Source organism: Pseudomonas sp. AD21 (assembly GCF_002878485.1).
Classification (GTDB): domain Bacteria; phylum Pseudomonadota; class Gammaproteobacteria; order Pseudomonadales; family Pseudomonadaceae; genus Aquipseudomonas.
In genome coordinates, this window is record NZ_NQYG01000052.1 from 1 (window position 1) to 21,889 (window position 21,889).

The window sequence follows — 21,889 nt, forward strand, 5'->3', positions numbered from 1 at the left end:
AACCCCAATTGCGAAAGCAATTGGGGTTTTGTTTTGCCCGCAGGAAAGTTCCTACGACATGCAGGTGCCCCTTCCGGCTGTCACAGTCAGCCGACAGTGCTAAGGTTCTGCCCTGGCTTTTGTACTTTTCCAAGGAAGCTTTTATGCCGGACGCCTCGTCCCTCAACGCTGCATTCATGGTGGTCCAGAGCAATAGCCTGGACGAACTGCGCAGCCTGGTGGTCAGCATCATGCGGCGCTATCCATTGGCGCCCTTGGAGAATGAAATCGCTCTGGTGCAGAGCAACGGTATCGCCCAGTGGCTCAAGCTGGCCTTGGCTTCAGACCCTGAAGAGGACGACCTTGGTGGTTGCGGAATAGCCGCTGCCATCGATGTGCAACTGCCCGGCAGTTTCATGTGGCAGCTCTACCGTATGGTGTTGGGCCGAGAAGAAATTCCAGCCACATCCCTGCTCGACAAAGCCCCGTTGACCTGGCGACTGATGCGCCTGTTACCGCAGGTTATTGATCGTCCGCATTTCGAGCCGCTACAACGCTTCCTCACCCATGACACTGATTTGCGCAAGCGCTACCAGTTGTCCGAGCGCCTGGCAGACCTCTTCGATCAGTATCAAGTGTATCGAGCCGACTGGCTTGAGGATTGGGCCGAAGGTCGGCACCAGCTACGCAATGTCAGAGGCGAGGTGAAGCCACTGTCCCCTGTCAGTTGCTGGCAGGCTGAACTATGGCGTGCGCTGTTGGAAGATGTCGGTGAGCAAGGCATGGCGCAGAGCCGGGCCGGTGTTCACCAGCGATTTATCGAGCGTATAAATTCCCTTGAGCATGCACCGGCGGGGCTCCCCTCGCGGGTGATCGTGTTCGGCATATCTTCGTTGCCGGCCCAAGTGCTTGAGGCGCTGGCCGGACTCGCACGTTTCAGTCAGGTGCTGCTATGTGTGCACAACCCTTGTCGGCATCATTGGGCTGATATCGTTGCCGACAAGGATCTGCTGCGGCATCAATACAAGCGCCAGAGTCGCAAGACCGGAATGCCGGTTGTACTCGATCCCGATGCGTTGCATCAACACGCCCACCCGCTGCTCGCCGCGTGGGGCAAGCAAGGCCGCGACTACATCAATCTGCTCGACAGTTATGACGACCCCAACAGCTATCGCGCTGCTTTTCGCGATGGGCGCATCGACCTGTTCAGCGAAAGTCAGCCACAGAATCTGCTCAATCAGCTCCAGGACGATATCCTCGAGTTGAGGCCACTCAACGAAACGCGTGAATTCTGGCCTGCCGTTGATCTCGAACACGACGATTCCATCCGCTTTCACATTGCCCACAGTGCTCAGCGCGAAGTGGAGATTCTTCACGATCAGTTACTAGCACGCTTCAGTGCCAACCCGGATCTGCGTCCACGCGATGTGATCGTGATGGTGCCGGACATCGACAGCTATGCGCCGCACATCCGGGCGGTATTTGGTCAACTCGATCGGAATGACCCACGTTTCATCCCATTCACCCTGGCCGACCAAGGTCAGCGCGGCCGGGACCCTTTGCTGATTGCAGTGGAGCACCTGCTCAAACTGCCGGACAGTCGTTTCCCGGTCAGTGAGATCCTCGACCTGCTCGACGTTCCCGCATTGCGCGCCCGTTTTGGCGTGCAAGAGCGTGATCTGCCAACGCTGCATCGCTGGATCGAAGGGGCGGGAGTGCGCTGGGGAATGAACGCCGAACAACGTGCCGGTCTGGGGCTGCCGGATGAGCTGGAGCAAAACAGCTGGCATTTCGGTCTGCGGCGAATGTTGCTGGGATACGCCGTCGGCAGCTCCAACGCCTGCGCGGGTATCGAGCCTTACGATGAAATCGGTGGTCTGGATGCTGCGTTGATCGGGCCTTTGGTTGCCTTGCTCGACGCATTGGAGTTGGCCCATCACGAGCTCACTCAGACCGCTCAACCCAAGGTGTGGGGGGGGCGTCTGCAAGTCCTGATGCAGCTGTTTTTCAAGGCCAGTAACGAGCATGACGATTATCTGCTGACGCAACTTGAAGAACTGCGTGAAACCTGGCTGCAGACCTGCGATTCCGTAGGGTTGGTAGATGAATTGCCGTTGACGGTGGTTCGTGAAGCCTGGCTCGCGGGACTGGATCAGGGGCGCCTGTCCCAGCGTTTTCTCGCCGGCGCGGTAAACTTTTGCACGCTGATGCCCATGCGGGCGATCCCGTTCAAGCTGGTCTGTTTGTTGGGGATGAACGATGGCGATTACCCCCGGGCGCAACCACCACTCGACTTCGACCTCATGGGCAGCGATTACCGGCCTGGAGACCGCTCGCGGCGTGAGGATGATCGCTATCTGTTGCTTGAGGCGCTGCTGTCTGCACGCGATCAGCTCTACATCAGCTGGGTCGGACGCAGCATTCGCGATAACAGTGAGCGGCCTTCGTCGGTACTGATCGGCCAGTTGCGCGACCACCTCGCCAGCGGCTGGCGGCTGCTCGAAGAGCAGCAGGATCTGTTGAGCGCCATGACTGAGGAGCATCCACTGCAACCGTTCAGTTCGCGCTATTTTCATGAGGGTGATCAGCTATTCAGCTATGCCCGTGAATGGCAGGTTTTGCATCAGGCTCATGAGCCGCAACTCGAGGCGGAGCTACTGGCGCCGCATGTTCAGGAGGAGCCATTGAGCCTGGCCTTGCTGCAGGACTTCCTGCGTAATCCGGTCCGGCACTTTTTCACGCAACGACTCAAAGTGTATTTCGAGGCCGCCGAGGCCCCCTTGGCTGACGAAGAACCTTTCGTGCTGGACGCATTGCAGCGCTACACGCTGAGCGACAGTCTGCTCGAAGCTGCTCTCAGGCAACCGGACAATATCGATCGGGCGCTTGAAGATCAGGCCCGGCGTTTGCAAAACAGTGGCTTGCTGCCTATGGCCGGTTTCGGTGAATGCCTGCAACGAGAGTTGATCGAGCCGTTGCCCGACTTGCTGCAACGCTACCAACAATTACTGGCGTTGTGGCCAACGCCATTGACCAGTGCGATCCCGGTCAATCTTGAATTGCAGGGTGTACGTGTTGAAGGTTGGCTCTCCGGTTTGCATCAGCGTGAGGACGGTGGTGTGTTGTCGGTCACGACCATTCCCAACAGCATCGGCTCGATCAAAAGTCGAAAATGGCATCGGTTGACCAAGCCGTGGGTCAATCACCTGGTGGCTTGCGCCAGCGGGCTCACGCTGACCACCGCGTTGGTGGCGAGCGACGATACGCTGCTGCTGGAGCCGATGGAGCGAGACAGAGCCGTGCGTTTCCTTGGTGATCTGCTGCTCGCCTGGCAGGCCGGTATGCGTCAGCCACTGCCGATTGCGGTAAAGACCGCTTTCGCCTGGCTTGCGCAGACTGACCCACTCAAGGCCGAGGCTGCGGCCCGCAAAGCCTATGAAGGCGACGGCCAGACCAGCGAAGGTGAGCGCCGTGAGAGCCCTGCGCTGTCCCGCCAATTTGCCGACTTTGATGCATTGATTGCCGACGAAACCTTCTCCGGTTGGTGCGACGCGTTGTATCGCCCTCTGTATGAAGCGCCATGGCGCTCATTGACTAGCGAGGGGGCACGCGCATGAGCAGCAAGACACCTCTGGCCCTGGCATTCCCGCTGCACGGCAGTCAGCTCATCGAAGCCAGTGCCGGTACCGGCAAGACCTTTACCATCTCTGCTTTGTATCTGCGTCTGATCCTTGGGCACGGCGGTGAGTCGAACGGCTTTGGCCGCGAGCTGCTGCCCCCACAGATTCTCGTGGTGACCTTCACTGATGCAGCCACCAAAGAATTGCGCGAGCGAATCCGTACGCGGCTGGCCGAGGCCGCGCGGTTTTTCCGTGAAGAAACCCCTGCGCCGGATGGCTTGATCGCCGAACTGCGTGAGCAGTTTGACCCTTCACAATGGCCAGGCTGCGCCAATCGTCTGGACATCGCCGCGCAGTGGATGGATGAAGCGGCCGTCTCGACCATTCACAGTTGGTGCCAGCGCATGCTGCGCGAACACGCGTTCGACAGTGGCAGCCTGTTTACCCAGTCCCTGGAAACCGATCACAGCGATCTGCTCGGCGAAGTGTTGCGCGATTACTGGCGACTGTTCTGTTACCCGATGCAGGGCGATGCGCTGAACTGGGTGCGTGGCAACTGGGGCGGGCCGGCCGCGTTGTTGCCACGGGTGCGCAGTTTGTTTGGCAGTGAGCGCGACAACGATGAGGGCAAAGCGCCCGCAGAGTTGATCGACGAGTGCCTGCAGGAACGGCGTGCCGCGTTGCTCGAACTGAAAACGCCTTGGCGTCAGTGGGCAGACGAGCTGCTGGTGATCTGTCATGAAGGCGTTGCGAGCAAAGCCGTCGACGGGCGCAAGATGCAGGCGCGCTACTTCGAGCCCTGGTTCGAGAAGCTCAAGGCCTGGGCCGAAGACGAGGCCATGGAGCAACTGGACATCGGCACCGGTTTCACCCGACTGACCCCTGACGGGATGGCAGAAGCCTGGAAGGGCCAGGCACCGAGCCATCCGGGGCTGGACGCGATGTCGGGGCTCAAATCGAGCCTCGACGCACTGCCGACTCCCGATGCCACTGTGCTGCAGCACGCGGCGAGATGGGTGGGCGGGCGTTTTGAAGAAGAGAAGCGTCGTCGTGCGGAAATGGGGTTCGACGATATGCTGTTGCGCCTCGATGCGGCGTTGCAATCCGATAGCGGCGAGCGTCTGGCGGCGGTGATCCGTGAGCAATTTCCAGTGGCGTTGATCGATGAGTTTCAGGACACCGACCCGGTGCAATACCGGATCTTCGAGAGCATCTATCGCATCGAAGACAACAGCCCGGACACTGGCCTTTTCCTGATCGGCGACCCCAAACAGGCGATTTACGCGTTCCGTGGCGCCGATATCTACACCTACCTGCGTGCGCGCCAGGCCACCATCGGCCGCCTGCATACGCTGGGCACCAACTTCCGCTCCAGCCATGGCATGGTGAACGCGGTCAACCATGTATTCGAACGCGCCGAGTCCCGCGAGCAGGGACGCGGTGCGTTTTTGTTTCGGGAAAAGAACGGTGAAAACCCGGTGCCCTTCCAGCCTGTCGAGTCGCAGGGGCGCAAAGAGCGGCTGCAGATCGCCGGCCAGGATGTCGCGGCACTCAACGTCTGGCACCTGTCGACGGACCAGCCGTTGTCAGGCGCGGTCTATCGCCAGCAAATGGCGGCGGCCTGTGCCAGCGAAATCACTGCATTGCTCAATGGCGGGCAAACCGGCGCGGCGGGATTCGTCCAGGAAGCAGAAGCCTGCAAAGGCTTGCGGCCTTCGGATATCGCGATTTTGGTACGCGACGGCAAAGAGGCTCAAGCGGTACGCGCAGAGCTCGCCGCCCGTGGGGTGCGCAGCGTTTATCTGTCGGACAAGGACTCAGTCTTCGCTGCCCAGGAAGCGCATGATCTGCTGTCCTGGCTCAAGGCCTGTGCCGAGCCGGATGTCGAGCGTTCGCTGAAGGCCGCACTGGCCTGCATCACCCTGAATCTGCCGCTGGCTGAGCTGGAGCGATTGAATCAGGACGAATTGGTCTGGGAAGCCCGGGTCATGCAGTTCCGAGGTTATCGCGAACTGTGGCGCAAGCAAGGTGTGCTGCCGATGTTACGGCGCCTGCTGCACGACTTTCATTTGCCGCAGACCTTGATCGCCCGCAGTGATGGCGAGCGGGTCCTGACTAATCTTTTGCATTTGTCGGAATTGATGCAGCAGGCCGCAGCGGAACTTGATGGCGAGCAGGCGCTGATTCGCCATCTGGCGGAGTTGCTGGCGTTGTCCGGTCAGGCCGGTGAAGAGCAGATATTGCGTCTTGAGAGTGACGAACAACTGGTCAAGGTGGTGACCATCCACAAGTCAAAAGGCCTTGAGTATCCGTTGGTGTTCCTGCCCTTCATTTGCTCGGCAAAACCGGTGGATGGCAGCCGCTTGCCTTTGCATTACCACGATGCCGCAGGTAAGGCACAGGTGACATTGAAACCGACCGCCGAATTGATCGCCCTGGCGGACGATGAGCGTCTGGCCGAGGATTTGCGCCTGCTGTACGTCGCCCTGACTCGCGCGCAACATGCCTGCTGGCTGGGTGTCACGGACCTCAAACGCGGCAATAACAACAGTTCGGTGCTCCACCTTTCGGCGCTTGGTTATCTGCTGGGGGGCGGTGAAACACTGGGTGAATCAACCGGCCTGAGCCGTTGGCTGCAAGATCTGCAACAGAATTGCTCTGCCATACACATGGGGGAAATGCCGCAAGCTACCGACGCGACTTATCGCCCAGAGCGCAACGAAGCGATCCTCAGTGCCACGTTGGTGCCCAAGCGCAAGGCCAGCGAGAACTGGTGGATTGCCTCCTACAGTGCCTTGCGCATCAGTGACGTGTTGAGTGTCGGCAGCGATGAAGCGCCGGACAGCCCGCAAGCGCAAAAGCTGTTTGATGATGAGCGTCTCGACCCGGATGCGCCGCGAGAGATCGTCGCCGGCGGTGCTGATATCCATCGATTCCCCCGTGGTCCCAACCCGGGCACCTTTCTCCATGGTCTGCTGGAGTGGGCCGGAGACGAAGGTTTCGCCGTTCCCTTTGAGACGCTCAAGGATGCAATTGGCCGGCGCTGCAACCTGCGCGGCTGGGAGGGTTGGATCACTACCCTGAGTGACTGGCTGCACCACTTGCTCAAGTCCCCGTTGCCAACAGGTGGTGGACAGCCTCCGGTGGTTCTCGAGCAACTGAAACAATACCGCGTCGAAATGGAGTTCTGGTTCGCCAGTCACAAAGTCGATGTTCTTAAACTCGATGAATGGGTGCGCCAGTACACCCACAACGGTGTGGCACGGGTGGCCGCCGAGCCCGTGCAACTCAACGGCATGTTCAAAGGCTTCATCGACCTGACCTTCGAACACGAGGGGCGCTACTACGTGGCCGACTACAAGTCCAACTGGCTAGGCGTCGATGATGCGGCCTATACCGAGCAAGCCATGGAGCGCTCGATCCTCGACAATCGTTACGACCTGCAATACGTGCTGTACCTGTTGGCGTTGCATCGGCAACTGAAGGCGCGGCTGCCTGACTACGATTACGATCGGCATGTCGGCGGTGCCTTGTATGTATTCCTGCGGGGGACCCGGGCAGACAGTCGCGGCGTGTATTTCGCGCGTCCACCACGTGAGCTGATCGAGCGACTGGATCGCCTGTTCCAGGGCAAACCCGCGCCCAAGGCCGAACCCGCATGGGAACAGGGAGTCCTGCTATGAACCGTACCTTCGCCGATCTGTCATCGGGTATCGACACCCCCTCGAGCCTGTCGCCGCTGACGAATGCCGCCGATCTACTGCTGTTACTCGACCGTTGGGTTGAGCGAGGCTGGCTTCGTTCGCTGGACAAGGCTTTCGTCAGCTTTCTGCACGAGCTTGCGCCAGAATCCGATCCACTGGTGTTGCTCGCAGCCGCACTGACCAGTCATCAACTGGGCCACGGGCATGTCTGCCTGGATCTGTTCGAAACCCTCAAGGCACCGGATTTCGCGCTGTCTCTGCCACCCGAAGGGGATGTGCAGGGCGGCGTCTTGCTGCTGCCGTCGCAGTTGCTTGAAGCGCTGGATGGTGCCCATTGGTGCAAGGCGTTGGCGAGCAGTTCTCTGGTTGCGCTGGCAGCGGACAGCAGCGACGCGGCGCAACAGCGACCGTTGGTGCTGTCCGGCAAGCGTCTGTACCTGCGGCGCTACTGGGCGTATGAGCGGCGTATCGATGCGGCGTTACGCACACGTCTGGCTCAGGGTGAAGCGCCGCCAGATGACCTGCGCCAACGCCTCGATGAGTTGTTCGGCCCCGCCAAGCCAGGTGCAGTGATCGACTGGCAGAAACTCGCCTGTGCTCTTGCCACTCGTGGGGCCTTCAGCATCATCACGGGGGGCCCGGGGACCGGCAAAACCACCACGGTGGTGCGCCTGCTCGCGCTGCTCCAGGCACCGGCGGTGGAGGCCGGCCAGCCGTTGCGCATTCGCCTGGCGGCACCGACCGGCAAGGCTGCGGCGCGATTGACCGAGTCCATCAGCCAGCAAGTACAGTCGCTAAAGGTTGCCGAAGCCGTGCGCGAGAAAATCCCCTGCGATGTGACCACTGTGCATCGCCTGCTGGGCAGTCGTCCCGGGACCCGACACTTCCGTCACCATGCCGGCAACCGCTTGCCGCTGGATGTGCTGGTGGTCGATGAAGCCTCGATGATCGACCTGGAGATGATGGCCAACCTGCTCGACGCGTTGCCGCCGCATGCGCGTCTGGTGCTGCTCGGCGACAAGGATCAGCTCGCCTCGGTGGAGGCCGGGGCGGTGCTGGGTGATCTGTGCCGTGATGCCGAAGCCGGCTGGTACAACCCGCAGACCCGGCAGTGGCTGGAGTCGGTCAGCGGTGAGTCCTTGCAGGACAGTGGTTTGCGCGAAGACAGTGGCGGCTCCCATCCGCTGGCCCAGCAGCTGGTGATGCTGCGTCATTCCCGGCGCTTCGGTGAAGTCAGCGGCATTGGTCAGCTTGCGAGTCGGGTCAATCAGCAGTTGCCGGATGAGGCGCGCCAGTTGCTGGCGGCCGGTCACTACGACGATGTATTTTCGCTGCCGCTCAAGGGTGAACACGATCATCAGCTCGAGCGGCTGCTGCTCGACGGCCATGGCGAAGGTCCCCAAGGTTATCGCCACTATTTGAACGTGATGCGCAACCAACGCCCGCCCACGGGCAGACCGCTGGAGCATCCGGACTGGGTCAACTGGGCGCGGGATGTGTTGCAGGCGTTCGACACTTTCCAGTTGTTGTGCGCCGTGCGCAAGGGACCTTGGGGCGTTGAAGGTCTGAATCTGCGGATCACCGAAGCTCTGCTCAAGGCGCGCCTGATCGAGCATGACCAGCAATGGTACGAAGGGCGGCCGGTGTTGATGACCCGCAACGACTACGGTCTGGGCCTGATGAATGGCGATATTGGCATCGCCCTCAAGTTGCCCGAGCGCGAAGGCCCGGACGTCGGTAAACCGGTGTTGCGCGTTGCCTTTCCGCGTAACGATGGTCAGGGCGGTGTGCGTTTCGTGCTGCCAAGCCGGCTCAACGACGTTGAAACGGTGTATGCAATGACGGTGCACAAATCCCAGGGCTCGGAGTTTGCCCACACCGCACTGATCCTGCCAGATGCTTTGAATCCGGTATTGACCAAGGAATTGATCTACACCGGTATTACCCGGGCCAAGCACTGGTTCACCTTGATTGAGCCCCGGGCCGGGGTGTTTGAAGAGGCGGTGCAGCGCAAGGTCAAGCGCCTGAGCGGACTGATGTTGGAACTGGAGGAGGACAGCCAGGCTCAGGGGTGAAAGCACAGGCGTTTTGCGCCGATTACTGACCGATCGGTCAGATGGCGCTGTCTCGCTGGTGTTACTCCGCTGTGCTATCGTTGCGGCATCATTTCGGTACGATCCAAGAGAATCCCTGCATGAAGGTGGCTGTCTGGGCGACAGAGCGCGTGGTTCGCTGCACGCACGCATTGCTTGTCGGTCTGCTCTGTTTGCTGGCGGGCGCTGCCATCGCGCAGCCACAAACGCCAGCGGGCATGGCCGAGCAACGTGCCCAGGCAGTGACGCAGGTCGTGCTTGGCATCCTCAGCTACGCGCGCTGGCCGGTTGAACCTGCGCAGTTGCGCCTGTGCATCGTCGGTCCCACTGAATACACCGACGATCTGGTCAAAGGCACCACACAAGCTACTGGTCGGCCGGTCGCCGTACGTCGGCTGCTGGCTGATAACCCGGCGATCGTCAGTGAATGCGATGCGGTGTACATCGGCAAACTCACTGTCGATGAACGCAGTCGGCTCTTCGCGTCATTGATCGGCCATCCGGTGCTGAGCATCAGCGAAGGGGGGGATCAGTGCACGGTCGGTAGCCTTTTCTGCCTGCGGGTCGGCGATGAGCAGGTTTCCTTCGAGGTCAATCTCGACTCCGTCGCCCGCAGCGGTGTACGCATCCACCCGAGCGTACTGCAGTTGTCGCGCCGCAAACCGGCGGTGCCATGAAACTGTTCGGTTCCAGAAGCCGCCCGACGCTGGGATCGGTCATTGGCCGTGGACATTTGATTGTCGCGCTGGTGGCCGTGGCGATGGCCAGCGCGTCGCTGACCCTGCTGGGCGTTCTCGCGTTGCGGGTGTACGCCGACCACAACCTGCAGCTCATTGCGCGCTCGATCAGCTACACCGTGGAAGCGGCGGTAGTGTTCAACGACAAGGGCGCGGCGACTGAAGCACTGGCCTTGATCGCGTCCACCGAAGAAGTGGCGGACGCTCAGGTTCTCGACGCTCAGGGTCAGTTGCTGGCGCGTTGGCAGCGGCCCGAGAACGGTCTGTTCTCCGAGCTGGAAATGCAGATCACTCGTACCGTCCTGGAAAAACCGGTCAGCCTGCCGATCGTGCATCAGGATCGCGAAATCGGTCACATTCTGCTGGTCGGTCACGGCGGCAGCCTGATGCGCTTCTTGCTCAGCGGTCTGGCAGGGATCGTGCTCTGCACCGCCATCAGTGCCTGGGTCGCGCTGTATCTGGCGCGGCGACAGTTGCGCGGCATTACCGGCCCGCTTCGCAGCCTCGCGGCGGTGGCCCACGCTGCCCGCAGCGAGCGCGCGCTGGATCGACGCGTACCGCCGGCGCAGATCGCCGAGCTCGATAACCTGGGCAACGACTTCAATGCCCTGCTCGACGAACTAGAATCCTGGCAAACCCACCTGCAAAGCGAAAACGAAACCCTCGCCCATCAGGCCAGCCACGACAGCCTCACCGGCTTGCCGAACCGTGCGTTTTTCGAGGGGCGGTTGATTCGGGCCCTGCGCAATGCCGGCAAGCTCAATGAGCGGGTGGCGGTGTTGTTTCTCGACAGCGACCGTTTCAAAGGCATCAATGACAACTTCGGTCACGCCGCTGGCGATGCCGTGCTGGTGGCGGTCGCCAATCGGGTCCGCGCGCAACTGCGTGAAGAGGATCTGGTGGCGCGTCTCGGCGGCGATGAGTTCGCCGTGCTGCTCGCGCCGCTGCACAAGATCGAGGACGCCGAGCGTATTGCCGACAAGATTCTCGCCAGCATGGACATGCCCATCGCGCTGCCGGGCGACACCAGTGTGGTGACTTCGCTCAGTATCGGCATTGCGGTTTTCCCCGATCATGGCGCCACGCCAGGTGCCTTGCTCAATGCCGCCGACGCCGCGATGTATCAGGCCAAGCGCCTGTCGCGTGGCGCTCAATTCACTGCCGGGTCGGAGAACCCGGTTGTCAATCTTCAAACCAGGAGCTGATTCCCGTGTTCACATTTCCCGCTCGATTGTTTTCCGCGTTGCTGATGATCGCCGTACTGGCGCTGACCGGTTGCCAGACTGCGCCGCCAGAAGGCCTGACTCCGGCGCAGATCGCCGTACTCAAACAACAGGGCTTCGAGCCGACCGACGAGGGCTGGGAGTTTGGCCTGTCCGGCAAAGTGCTGTTTGGCAGCGATATCGAAAGCCTGAACCGCGAGAGCACCGACATCGTCGAGCGAATCGGCAAGGCGCTGGTCGGTGTTGGCATCGAACGAGTACGCGTCGACGGTCACACCGATGCGTCGGGCAAGGAAACCTACAACCAGCAACTATCACTGCGCCGTGCCAGGAGTGTGGCCAAGGTGCTGACCACCGTTGGCATGAAAGAAGAAAACATCCAGTTGCAGGGCCTGGGCAGCAGCGAACCAGTAGCGCCCAACAACACGCCAGGAGGACGCACCGAAAACCGCCGGGTGTCGATTGTGGTCAGCGCCGATTAATCGGCAAACCGCATCTCCCGCGTCTGCCCCATCAGCAGACCCTGATTGCGCTCGGTCACCCCACGGATGTAATCCCACAAAAGGGTGATCCGTTTCAACTTGCGCAGATCCTCCCGGCAGTACATCCAGAACTGCCGGGTGATGTCGATTTCCTCCGGCAGCACCGGCAGCAGGCGCGGATCCTGCGCGGCGAGGAAGCACGGCAGTATTGCCAATGAACGCCCCTGCTGCGCCGCAACGAACTGCGCGATCACGCTGGTGCTGCGCAGATGGGCGTTGGCGCCGGGCAGCACGTTCGCCAGGTACAGCAGCTCCGAGCTGAACGCCAGGTCATCCACATAACTGATGAATTGATGCTTGCCCAAGTCTGCCGGACGGCGGATCGGTGGGTGTTTGTCGAGGTAGTCCTGGGTGGCGTAGAGCTGCAAACGGTAGTCGCAGAGTTTGCAGCACACATACGGCCCATGCTCCGGACGCTCCAGGGCAATGACGATATCGGCTTCACGCTTGGACAGGCTGATGAAATGCGGCAGCGGCAGGATGTCCACCGAGATCGCCGGGTAGGCGTCGACGAAATGGCTCAGCTGCGGGGTGATGAAAAAGCTGCCGAAGCCCTCGGTGCAACCCATGCGCACATGCCCGGAGAGGGCCACGCCCGATCCCGAGACCTGCTCGCAGGCCATATGCAGCGTGCTTTCAATCGACTCGGCATAACCCAGCAAACGCTGACCTTCGGTGGTCAGCACAAAACCGCTGGTGCGCGATTTTTCGAACAGCAGCGTACCCAATGCCGCTTCCAGCGAACTGATACGCCGCGACACCGTGGTGTAGTCGACGGCGAGCCGTTTGGCCGCGGTGCTGGCCTTGCGGGTGCGGGCGACTTCGAGGAAAAACTTGAGGTCGTCCCAGTTCAGCGACCCCAGGGAGGTGATGTTTTTTTGCATGATGGACGGGCTTATATGTGCGTTCTTATTAGAAGTTTGCACATCTATACTCCAAAAACAGTCCGACAACCAATTCGTGACACACGCCTCATCTCAGGGCGAACCTTTCGCCTTGGCTCCTACGATAAAAACAAGTTTCGGAGACCAGCATGAACGCATCGCTTACGCCCAACGAAACCACGGTCCAGAAGGTCAAGCTGCTGATCGACGGCGAGTGGGTCGAATCGCAGACCACCGAGTGGCACGACATCGTCAACCCGGCGACCCAGCAAGTGCTGGCCAAGGTGCCGTTCGCCACGGCCGCTGAAGTCGATGCCGCCATCAGTGCCGCACACCGCGCCTTTCAGACCTGGAAACTGACCCCGATCGGCGCGCGCATGCGCATCATGCTCAAGCTGCAGGCGCTGATCCGCGAGCACTCCAAACGCATCGCCGTGGTGCTGAGCGCCGAGCAGGGCAAGACCATTGCCGACGCCGAGGGCGATATTTTTCGTGGCCTGGAAGTGGTCGAGCACGCCTGTTCGATCGGTACCCTGCAAATGGGCGAGTTCGCCGAAAACGTGGCGGGCGGCGTCGATACCTACACCCTGCGCCAGCCAATCGGCGTGTGCGCCGGCATCACCCCGTTCAACTTCCCGGCGATGATTCCGCTGTGGATGTTCCCGATGGCCATTGCCTGCGGCAACACCTTCGTCTTGAAGCCTTCGGAACAGGATCCGCTGTCTACCATGCTGCTGGTGGAGCTGGCGATCGAGGCCGGCGTTCCGGCTGGCGTGCTCAACGTGGTGCACGGCGGTAAAGACGTGGTTGATGGCCTGTGCACCCACAAAGACATCAAAGCGGTGTCGTTCGTTGGTTCGACCTCCGTCGGTACCCACGTTTACGACCTGGCCGGCAAACACGGCAAACGCGTGCAATCGATGATGGGCGCGAAGAACCACGCCGTGGTGCTGCCGGACGCCAATCGTGAGCAAACGCTGAATGCCTTGGTCGGCGCCGGTTTCGGTGCGGCCGGTCAGCGCTGCATGGCCACTTCGGTGGTGGTGCTGGTCGGTGCGGCGAAACAATGGCTGCCGGACCTGAAAGCGCTGGCGCAGAAACTCAAGGTCAACGCCGGCAGCGAGGCGGGCACTGATGTTGGCCCGGTGATCTCGAAAAAAGCCAAGGCGCGGATTCTCGATCTGATCGAAAGCGGCATCAAGGAAGGCGCCAGGCTTGAACTCGATGGTCGCGATATCAAGGTGCCGGGCTACGAGCAAGGCAACTTCGTCGGCCCGACCCTGTTCTCGGGCGTGACCCCCTCCATGCAGATCTACACCCAGGAAATCTTCGGCCCGGTGCTGGTGGTGCTGGAAGTCGACACCCTTGATCAGGCGATTGCACTGGTCAACGCCAACCCGTTCGGCAACGGCACGGGCCTGTTCACCCAGAGCGGTGCGGCGGCGCGTAAATTCCAGAGTGAAATCGACGTTGGTCAGGTCGGTATCAACATCCCGATTCCGGTGCCGGTGCCGTTCTTCAGCTTCACCGGTTCGCGCGGTTCGAAACTTGGCGACCTCGGTCCGTATGGCAAACAAGTGGTGCAGTTCTACACCCAGACCAAAACGGTCACGGCGCGCTGGTTCGATGACGACAGCGTCAACGACGGCGTGAACACCACCATCAACCTGCGCTGAGGAATGGCCATGAAAATCGCATTTATCGGTCTGGGCAACATGGGCGCGCCGATGGCGCGCAACCTGATCAAGGCCGGCCATTCGTTGAACTTGGTCGACCTGAACAAGACGGTGCTGGCTGAGCTGGAGCAACTGGGCGGGACCATTCGCGCTTCGGCCCGTGAAGCGGCTGAAGACGCCGAACTGGTGATCACCATGCTCCCGGCGGCGGTGCATGTGCGCAGCGTCTGGCTCGGTGAGGACGGTGTGTTGGCCGGCATCGGCAAAGGCGTGCCGGCGGTGGATTGCAGCACTATCGATCCGCAGACCGCCCGTGATGTTGCGGCCGCAGCGGCCAAGCAAGGCGTGGCGATGGCTGATGCGCCGGTCTCCGGCGGCACCGGTGGTGCGACGGCTGGCACGCTGACCTTCATGGTCGGCGCGACGCCAGCGCTGTTCGCCACTCTGCAGCCAGTGCTGGCGCAGATGGGTCGCAACATCGTGCATTGCGGTGAAGTCGGCACCGGGCAGATCGCCAAGATCTGCAACAACCTGCTGCTGGCGATCTCGATGGTCGGCGTCAGCGAAGCCATGGCGCTGGGCGATGCATTAGGGATCGACACTTCGGTGCTGGCCGGCATCATCAACAGCTCGACCGGGCGTTGCTGGAGTTCGGAAATGTACAACCCGTGGCCGGGCATCGTCGAAACGGCGCCAGCCTCGCGTGGCTATACCGGCGGTTTCGGGGCCGAACTGATGCTCAAGGATCTGGGCCTGGCAACCGAAGCGGCACGTCAGGCGCACCAACCGGTGGTGCTCGGCGCGGTGGCGCAACAGTTGTATCAGGCGATGAGCCAGCGCGGTGACGGCGGGAAAGACTTCTCGGCGATCATCAACAGCTATCGCAAGCCGCAGTAACTGCCGCAGGGTGCGATTCTTTGTGGCGAGGGGATTTAGCGAAACGTCGCACCGCCCCGTTGGGGCGCGAAGCGGCCCTCTACGGAGGGTCAGTTGAACCGAGTGCTCAGGTCTTGCGACTGCTGCGCAGCTGATCGGGGATAAATCCCCTCGCCACAAAATTTCACAGGCGTCACAACCATGGCGTCAGTCAGAATGCAGTAGGTGTTGCCGGGAAATCACGTCGGGTGGTTTCCCGGCTTTTTTTGCATCAGGCGAAGACGAAATATTTGCGCACGGTCTCGACCACTTCCCAGGTGCCTTTCATCCCCGGTTCAACCACGAAGATGTCGCCGGCGCGCAGGTGAATCGGCGCCATGCCGTCCGGGGTGATGATGCAGTAGCCTTCCTGGAAGTGGCAGTACTCCCACTTCACGTAATCGCCCCGCCACTTGCCCGGCGTGCAGATCCAGGTGCCCATGATCTTGCTGCCGTCTTCGCTGGTGTAGGCGTTGAGGTTGACGGTGTGCGGGTCGCCTTCGAGTTTTTCCCATTTGCAGGCATCGAGTACCGGCAGCGGGTGGGTGTCGCGCAGAACGGTGATAGGTGCAGTCATGGCTGAGCTCCAGGCGGGTCTTGAAACGGAAGCTGCACCGTATAGCGCCGTGTACTTTGCCGGTTGTCTGTACTCGACATTCAGTTGCTCATAAACGCAGCGACCGATTGCACCAAATGGTTAACGTATCGCCAAGGAACATATTTAAAGATCAGTACTGATCTGAAAAAAAGGTTATGGCGTTATAACAAAATTACTTGCTTTAACTTGATGGTTTATACGCCGAGATGGCCCGAGCTAAGTTGCTTTGGATAGTTGTGGTGGTACGACGGTCGCGCTTCACCATACGCAGCCTTTGTTAAGTAAATATGTCTTTCCGACGGCTAGCCTGCACCAGTCGAGTGCAGTATTTCCGGGCTTTTGCACGCTCGTCTCAAATGATCGAAAACTTTAAATAGTTCGTTGACTCTCCCCTTAAGGGCAGAGTTTAGATTGCCGCCGCGTGAGAAGTTGCTGTGGGAAAAGTTACTTCTCGTATACGGAAGAAATGAATCAGTCGCGACATATAGGGAGATAGAAATGAACAATCCACTGGACTTGGAACAAGTCATTACCAGCACCCGTACCATCCTGGCGCAGCTGTTGGTAATGGGTGCTGAGGAAATCGATGAGCACAGCAGCATCGTCGAAGACCTGGGGGCGGATTCGCTGGATATCGTCGACCTCAGCTTTCAACTGGGGCGCCAATATGGTTGCACGCTGCCCAAGACCAGCGTTCTGGACCATGCGATCGCCGTTTGTGGCGACGCCAGCGAGTTTCTCGCCAACGGCCGGATTACCGAAAACGGCAAGACCCTGCTCGAGCAAAGCCTGAGCGCCTATGCGCCCGACCAGCTCAAGGCCGGCATGCAACCGGCGCAGGTGTTCGCGGCCACCACGGTTCTCAACTGGGCGCAGCAGTGCCGCAATCTGTTCAATTATCTGCCCGCGAGCTGCCCTGACTGCAACGCTCATCAAGCCGTGCTCAACGAGCGCCAGCAAGTGGTCTGCGGTGCGTGCAGCGCACGACTGACGCCGGCCGATGGCGACGAAGTTTCTCGTCAACTGGTCGAGCAGTTTGTCGCCACTCACGTCAAAGAGACGGTGTAGGAGCTCTCATGCGGGCACGAGAAGTCTATGTGAGCGGGTTCGGCCTGGTTGCGCCCATGGCGCTGGACGCTGCCACGTTGTTCGAACGCATCTGCCGGAAGCAGTCCTGTGTCCGCGAGCATCCCCGGTTCCAGGCATTGGGGTTTCGCAACAGTGCGGCCGGGTTTATCGATGAGGCGCAGTGGCAGCAGATCGCCGCCGGTTTCGGCGGCAATGCGGCGCTGCATGCCCGGCAAAGCGTGCTGGCCGAGTACGTCGCGCGACAGGCGTTGCAACACGCCGGCCTGACCCCGGCCGACTTTGCCCACAGTCGTAGCGGCCTGTTTCTGGGGGCCAATAAATACTGTGCCGACAGTCACGATCTACAGCGCGTCGGTCGTTGCATGGATGAAGAGGGGCGCGTCGATCTGGATCGCCTGCTGGACCTTCCGGCCCCGTCGGGCACGGCCTTCTCGCGCAGGGTCGACCAACAGACGCAGCACCTGGCGGACTGGCTCGGTATCCGCGACTGCATCTCGACTCACTCTGATGCCTGCGCCGCCGGCACCATGGCCATCGGTAGCGCTTACCGGGCGATCGAGCGCGGTGAGGTGGATCTGGCGATTTGCGGTGCGGTGGAGCTGATGGCCAACGAGTTGCCTTATTACATGTTCAACAGCCTTGGCGCGTTGTGCCAGGCCGATCTGCCGGCAGGCGAGCAGAGTCGCCCGTTCATGCCCGATCGCAGTGGCTTTGTATTGAGCGAGGGCGCGGCCTTGGTGATTCTTGAGTCTGCCGAGCATGCCCAGCGGCGCAAAGCCAGGCCATTGGGACGCGTCCTGGGCTACGCCAATGTCTGCGAAGCCCAGAAGATGACCTCCAGCAGCCGGGATGGCAGCAAGTACGAGGAATGCATGGACGCTGCAATCGAAGATGCCGGGCTGCTGCGCAGTGCCGTGCAACACGTCAATACCCACGGCACCTCCACCCAGGCCAATGACAGTTGCGAGGCGTTGGCCCTGCAACGGCTGTTTGGCGAATGCCAGGACATCATGACCTTCACCGCCAACAAGTCGGCCATCGGCCATTCGCTGGCGGGCAGCGGCGCGATTGAAGCGGTGTTGTCGCTGATGACCTTGCGCGATGGCGTGCTGTTGCCGACCTTGAACTATGACGCCGAGCGCGCTGAATACCCTTCGCTGAAGTTCCTCAGCGAGCCATTGCGGCAGTCGGTCAATGTGGTGATGTCCAACTCCTTCGGTTTCGGCGGCGTCAACAGCTCGCTGGTTCTGGGGAGGGCATGACATGAACAGAGCCATCTACGTCAATGCCGCTGCCGTGCTGAATGCGGCGGGCAGTGAATGTACCGACCTGCTCGGTTCGCCATCGTCGCCGCCACCGCTGGCATTCGACCCGCAACGCAACGCCTTTGCGCTGCCCACGCCGCGCCTGGCCAGCGACCTGTTTGATCGCAAGATTCAGCGCAGCGTCGAGCCGCAGGGCTTGCGCCTGCTGCACTGCGCCGCACGCCTGGCGCCTGCGCTGGCGGCGCTGCAACTGCCTGCCGCACGCATCGCCCTGACCGCAGCCATTCCGGAAGTGGACGCACCGAGCCCTTGCTGGGATGCGGTGCAAGCGATTCTTGAACAGCCGCACAAACAGCTCGCGCAACTGTTAGCCAATACGCCGCCACTGCATGCGCTGACGCTGCTCAACAGCAGCGTGATGGCTTACGTGGCCGAAGCGTTGAACTGCCACGGGCCGATGGGCGGCTTCTGCTCTCAGGACAACGCCGGACTTGATGCGCTGATCGAGGCCTGTCAGCAGATCGCTGAACAACACGCCGACGCGGCGCTGGTGGTCAGCAGCAGTCCGAACCTGACGCCGGCCCTGTACCTGCGCGAACCCGCCCTGGCGGACGAGCCGGTCTACGGCGAAGGCGCCGCAGCACTGTTACTCAGTTCGACAGCGGCACAGGGCGCTGCGCAGGTCTTGCGCATCGCCGGGTTTGCCCGGGGCTACAGCGCGGATCCGCAACGCTCGCTGGCCGTCGGCCAACGCGTGATCGACCAGGCGCTGAGTCAGGAAAAACTGCGCTTGGGTGACCTTGCGCAGGTGGTTGGCAATCCCGCCGACCGACAACTGACCCGCCTGCTTGAAGCGGCGCCGCACAGCCTGCGCAGTGTCCGCGCGATGACTGGCGAGTTGGGGGCCAGTGGCTTGCTGACTGAGGTCGCGCTGAGCTTGCACCACAGTCGCGACGCGGGCGCGGTGCCCGGCTACACCCTGCTCGTCAGTCATGGTCGCGCCGGTCACTGGGGCGCGTTGCTGTTGGCCAGTGAAACCCTGGAGAAGTACGCATGAGTGCGACACGGATTGTGATCACCGGAATGGGCGCGGTAACCGGATTCGGTTTCGAATGGCAGACCCTCTGGGAAAAAATGCTCGGCGCTGAACATTGCGTGCGCCCGTGGCAGCCGCAAGACCTGCAGGACAATGCGTTCCCGGTACGCTACGCGGCACCCGTGGACATGGCGCTGTTGCCCGGGCACCTGCAAGACCATCCAGCCTGGACGCTGCCCCTGGAAAAACGCAGTCGCTTTGGCTGGGTGGCCGCCACCCAGGCCGTCGCCGACAGCGGTCTGGCGCCCGAGCAATTGCGCGATGCCGCCGTGCTGTGTGCCTCCGGGGCACCGCAACACATGCTCGCCGACATGCTCCTGACGCAGGCACCGGACGGCGCTGTACCGGGCTGGCAGCATCTGATGGCGCGCGCTGCGCACGTCAATGCCGAAGGTTCCCTGTGCCAGGGCAACGACCGGCTGGCGCGAGTGATTGCCGACGACCTCGGTTGTGAGGGGCCGGTGATCAATATCAGCAGTGCCTGCGCCGGCGCTTCCCAGGCGATCGGCAACGCGTTTCAGATGATTCGTCGCGGCGAAGTGAACGTTGCCGTGGCCGGTGGCGCCGACTCGGTGCTCAACCTCGACACCATGGCTGCGTTGTACCTGCTGGGCGCTGCCTCGGGCGAACAACGCTGGGGGGCCGATCTGTGCCGCCCGTTTGATCGTGACCGCAGCGGCCTGATCGCCGGCGAGGGCGGTGGTTTCGTGGTACTGGAAAGCCTTGAACATGCCCTGGCGCGCGGCGCCACGCCGTATGCCGAAGTGCTCGGCTTCGGCAGCAGCCTGGATGCCTACAAGGTCACCGCGCCGCAGCCCGAAGGTCGTGGCGCCGCGCTGGCGATGCAAGCGGCGCTGGACGATGCCGGCCTGCAGCCGCAGCAGATCGACCTGATCAATGCCCACGGCACGTCGACGCCGCTCAATGATGTGGCGGAGACCCTGGCCATCAAGCAGGTATTCGCTCAGCACAAGCATTACCAGGCGTTGGCGGTCAGTGCCAACAAATCGCAATTCGGCCATCTGATCGCGGCTGCCGGGGCACCGGAGTGCATCGTCACGGCGCTGGCCTGCCTGAATGATCTGGTCACGCCGACCGTGAACCTGCATGAGGCGGATGAGCGCTGCGATCTGGATTATTGCGCTGGCCAGTCCGTCAGCCGTCGTGTGGATTACGCCCTCAGCAATTCCTTTGGCTTTGGTGGCCTGAACACCTCGCTGGCCCTTGGCAAATATCGGGAGCACGGACAATGACTAACGCCACTGCGCGTATTGCCATCGCTGGCAGCGGTTGTGTGTTGCCCAGCGGTTGGGGTGTCGAGCGTTTCTGGTCGGCGGCCCTTGAAGGTCGCAGCGCGATTGCGCCAGTGCAATCGCCGTTGTTTCGCAGCGAGCGCATCGCTGCGTTCGGACAGATCGATGACGCCACGCACCAACGCAGCCGTCAGGACGTTGCGCAAAACCTGCAGCGTTACTGCCCGCCAGCGGTGATCTGGGGCGTGAGTGCGGCGCGTCAGGCGCTGGCCGAAGCCGGTGTTGAACCGGGTCGGGACGGCTTGCGTTATGGCCTCTATTGCTGTCAGGGCGGGTATACCCATCCGTCCGTGGCGTCTTACGGCGAACTGCTTCATGAGTGCCAGACCGATAGCGGCGCCGACATGCGTCGCCTCGCCCAGCGAGTGCTGCAGGAACGTGCGCTCGACCCGTTTCTGGTGCTTAAAAGTCTGAGCAACGGTTTGCTCGGGGTGGTCAGCCTGGCGTTGAAACTGGAATGTGAATGCAACGCTTATATGCAAGGCGTGGCCGGTAATCTGGCGGCATTGCGTCAGGCGCACAGCGCCTTGCAGAGCGGGCGAATCGATGTGGCGATCGTGGTCGGGGCCGGCAGTGAACTCGATCCGCTGGCGTTGGCCGCCCTGGCTGAAGCGGGCGTGATCAGTTCCGATGGCTCACAACAGATGCGCGCATTCGATCGCCAGGGCACGGGCGGAATTGCCGGCGAAGGCGCCGCAGCGCTGGTGCTGCGCCGTGCCGCTGACCTGCCGCCAGGGCCGCAGACCTGCCTGACGGCGCTGTTCGCGCATCCGCGCCTGGACTCGCTGAGTCTGCCGGACCAACAGGCGGATCTGCTGATCAGCAGTGCCACCGGCGATCCGCACAAAGATGCCGATCTGGCCCGCACGCTGGCCCGCACCGGTGCCGCGCACATCACCAGCAGCACTGCGCTGACCGGCATCCTCAGCGGTGCGCCGAGCCTGGTCGACCTGATTCTGGCCCGACACACGCTGCTGGCCCAAAGCATCGCGCCGATCGCCGGGCTAACGCAGCCGGTGGATGCGCACCTGCCGTTTGTGCTGGGCGAACCGCGAGATGCCGTCCTGCACGACTGCCTGGTGATCAACCGCGACGACAACGGCTTCAGCGCCTGTTACCAACTTGACTTCCAGGCGGCCGACTGACCGTTTGAAG

The 21,889-nt window shown here is 61.5% G+C and carries 15 protein-coding genes; 13 read left to right on the forward strand and 2 right to left on the reverse strand.

Going from position 1 to position 21,889, the window contains the following annotated elements; genetic code table 11:
* The first annotated feature begins 143 nt into the window (after positions 1–143).
* From recC to PseAD21_RS22990, 6 genes are all read left to right on the forward strand, one after another.
* A complete protein-coding gene (gene recC / locus PseAD21_RS22965; protein ID WP_102358033.1) occupies positions 144–3,596 on the forward strand; it encodes an exodeoxyribonuclease V subunit gamma in 3,453 nt (1,150 codons plus the stop codon).
* The gene (gene recB, locus PseAD21_RS22970; RefSeq protein ID WP_102358035.1) at positions 3,593–7,282 is read left to right on the forward strand and encodes an exodeoxyribonuclease V subunit beta; all 3,690 of its coding nucleotides are present in this window, start codon (positions 3,593–3,595) and stop codon (positions 7,280–7,282) included. The genes recC and recB overlap by 4 nt, the downstream gene beginning before the upstream one ends.
* Positions 7,279–9,378 (forward strand): exodeoxyribonuclease V subunit alpha, encoded by a 2,100-nt coding sequence (gene recD, locus PseAD21_RS22975; protein WP_102358036.1) that lies wholly within the window; start codon positions 7,279–7,281, stop codon positions 9,376–9,378. Before recB ends, recD begins: the two co-directional genes overlap by 4 nt.
* 119 nt (positions 9,379–9,497) lie before the next feature.
* On the forward strand, positions 9,498–10,073 hold the full coding sequence (locus PseAD21_RS22980) for a YfiR family protein (protein ID WP_102358037.1): 576 nt from the start codon (positions 9,498–9,500) through the stop codon (positions 10,071–10,073).
* Complete coding sequence (locus PseAD21_RS22985; RefSeq protein WP_102358038.1) at positions 10,070–11,338, forward strand: diguanylate cyclase domain-containing protein; 1,269 nt, start codon at positions 10,070–10,072, stop codon at positions 11,336–11,338. Before PseAD21_RS22980 ends, PseAD21_RS22985 begins: the two co-directional genes overlap by 4 nt.
* Before the next feature lie 44 nt (positions 11,339–11,382).
* On the forward strand, positions 11,383–11,838 hold the full coding sequence (locus PseAD21_RS22990) for an OmpA family protein (protein WP_178082154.1): 456 nt from the start codon (positions 11,383–11,385) through the stop codon (positions 11,836–11,838).
* On the opposite strand, the gene PseAD21_RS22995 is transcribed toward PseAD21_RS22990, so the two are convergent.
* The gene (locus PseAD21_RS22995; protein WP_102358040.1) at positions 11,835–12,782 is read right to left on the reverse strand and encodes a LysR family transcriptional regulator; all 948 of its coding nucleotides are present in this window, start codon (positions 12,780–12,782) and stop codon (positions 11,835–11,837) included. The genes PseAD21_RS22990 and PseAD21_RS22995 overlap by 4 nt on opposite strands.
* A gap of 149 nt (positions 12,783–12,931) precedes the next feature.
* Between PseAD21_RS22995 and PseAD21_RS23000 the strand changes: the two genes are divergently transcribed.
* On the forward strand, positions 12,932–14,458 hold the full coding sequence (locus PseAD21_RS23000; protein WP_102358042.1) for a CoA-acylating methylmalonate-semialdehyde dehydrogenase: 1,527 nt from the start codon (positions 12,932–12,934) through the stop codon (positions 14,456–14,458).
* Positions 14,459–14,467: 9 nt separating this feature from the next.
* Positions 14,468–15,355, forward strand: a complete 888-nt coding sequence (mmsB, locus tag PseAD21_RS23005; RefSeq protein WP_102358043.1) for a 3-hydroxyisobutyrate dehydrogenase — start codon at positions 14,468–14,470, stop codon at positions 15,353–15,355.
* 250 nt (positions 15,356–15,605) lie between these two features.
* Here mmsB and PseAD21_RS23010 read toward each other — a convergent pair whose 3' ends face one another.
* The gene (locus PseAD21_RS23010) at positions 15,606–15,950 is read right to left on the reverse strand and encodes a cupin domain-containing protein (RefSeq protein ID WP_102358045.1); all 345 of its coding nucleotides are present in this window, start codon (positions 15,948–15,950) and stop codon (positions 15,606–15,608) included.
* Positions 15,951–16,469: 519 nt separating this feature from the next.
* Between PseAD21_RS23010 and PseAD21_RS23015 the strand changes: the two genes are divergently transcribed.
* The 5 genes from PseAD21_RS23015 to PseAD21_RS23035 are packed head-to-tail and all read left to right on the forward strand — an operon-like array spanning position 16,470 to position 21,879.
* Complete coding sequence (locus PseAD21_RS23015) at positions 16,470–17,039, forward strand: acyl carrier protein (protein WP_102358046.1); 570 nt, start codon at positions 16,470–16,472, stop codon at positions 17,037–17,039.
* An 8-nt stretch (positions 17,040–17,047) separates the two neighbouring features.
* Positions 17,048–18,322, forward strand: coding sequence for a beta-ketoacyl-[acyl-carrier-protein] synthase family protein (locus tag PseAD21_RS23020; RefSeq protein ID WP_102358048.1), 1,275 nt, complete (start codon positions 17,048–17,050; stop codon positions 18,320–18,322).
* 1 nt (position 18,323) lies between these two features.
* Positions 18,324–19,382 (forward strand): beta-ketoacyl synthase, encoded by a 1,059-nt coding sequence (locus PseAD21_RS23025; protein ID WP_102358049.1) that lies wholly within the window; start codon positions 18,324–18,326, stop codon positions 19,380–19,382.
* Positions 19,379–20,674, forward strand: a complete 1,296-nt coding sequence (locus PseAD21_RS23030; RefSeq protein ID WP_102358051.1) for a beta-ketoacyl synthase — start codon at positions 19,379–19,381, stop codon at positions 20,672–20,674. Before PseAD21_RS23025 ends, PseAD21_RS23030 begins: the two co-directional genes overlap by 4 nt.
* The gene (locus PseAD21_RS23035) at positions 20,671–21,879 is read left to right on the forward strand and encodes a beta-ketoacyl synthase N-terminal-like domain-containing protein (RefSeq protein ID WP_102358052.1); all 1,209 of its coding nucleotides are present in this window, start codon (positions 20,671–20,673) and stop codon (positions 21,877–21,879) included. Before PseAD21_RS23030 ends, PseAD21_RS23035 begins: the two co-directional genes overlap by 4 nt.
* Positions 21,880–21,889 lie beyond the last annotated feature (10 nt).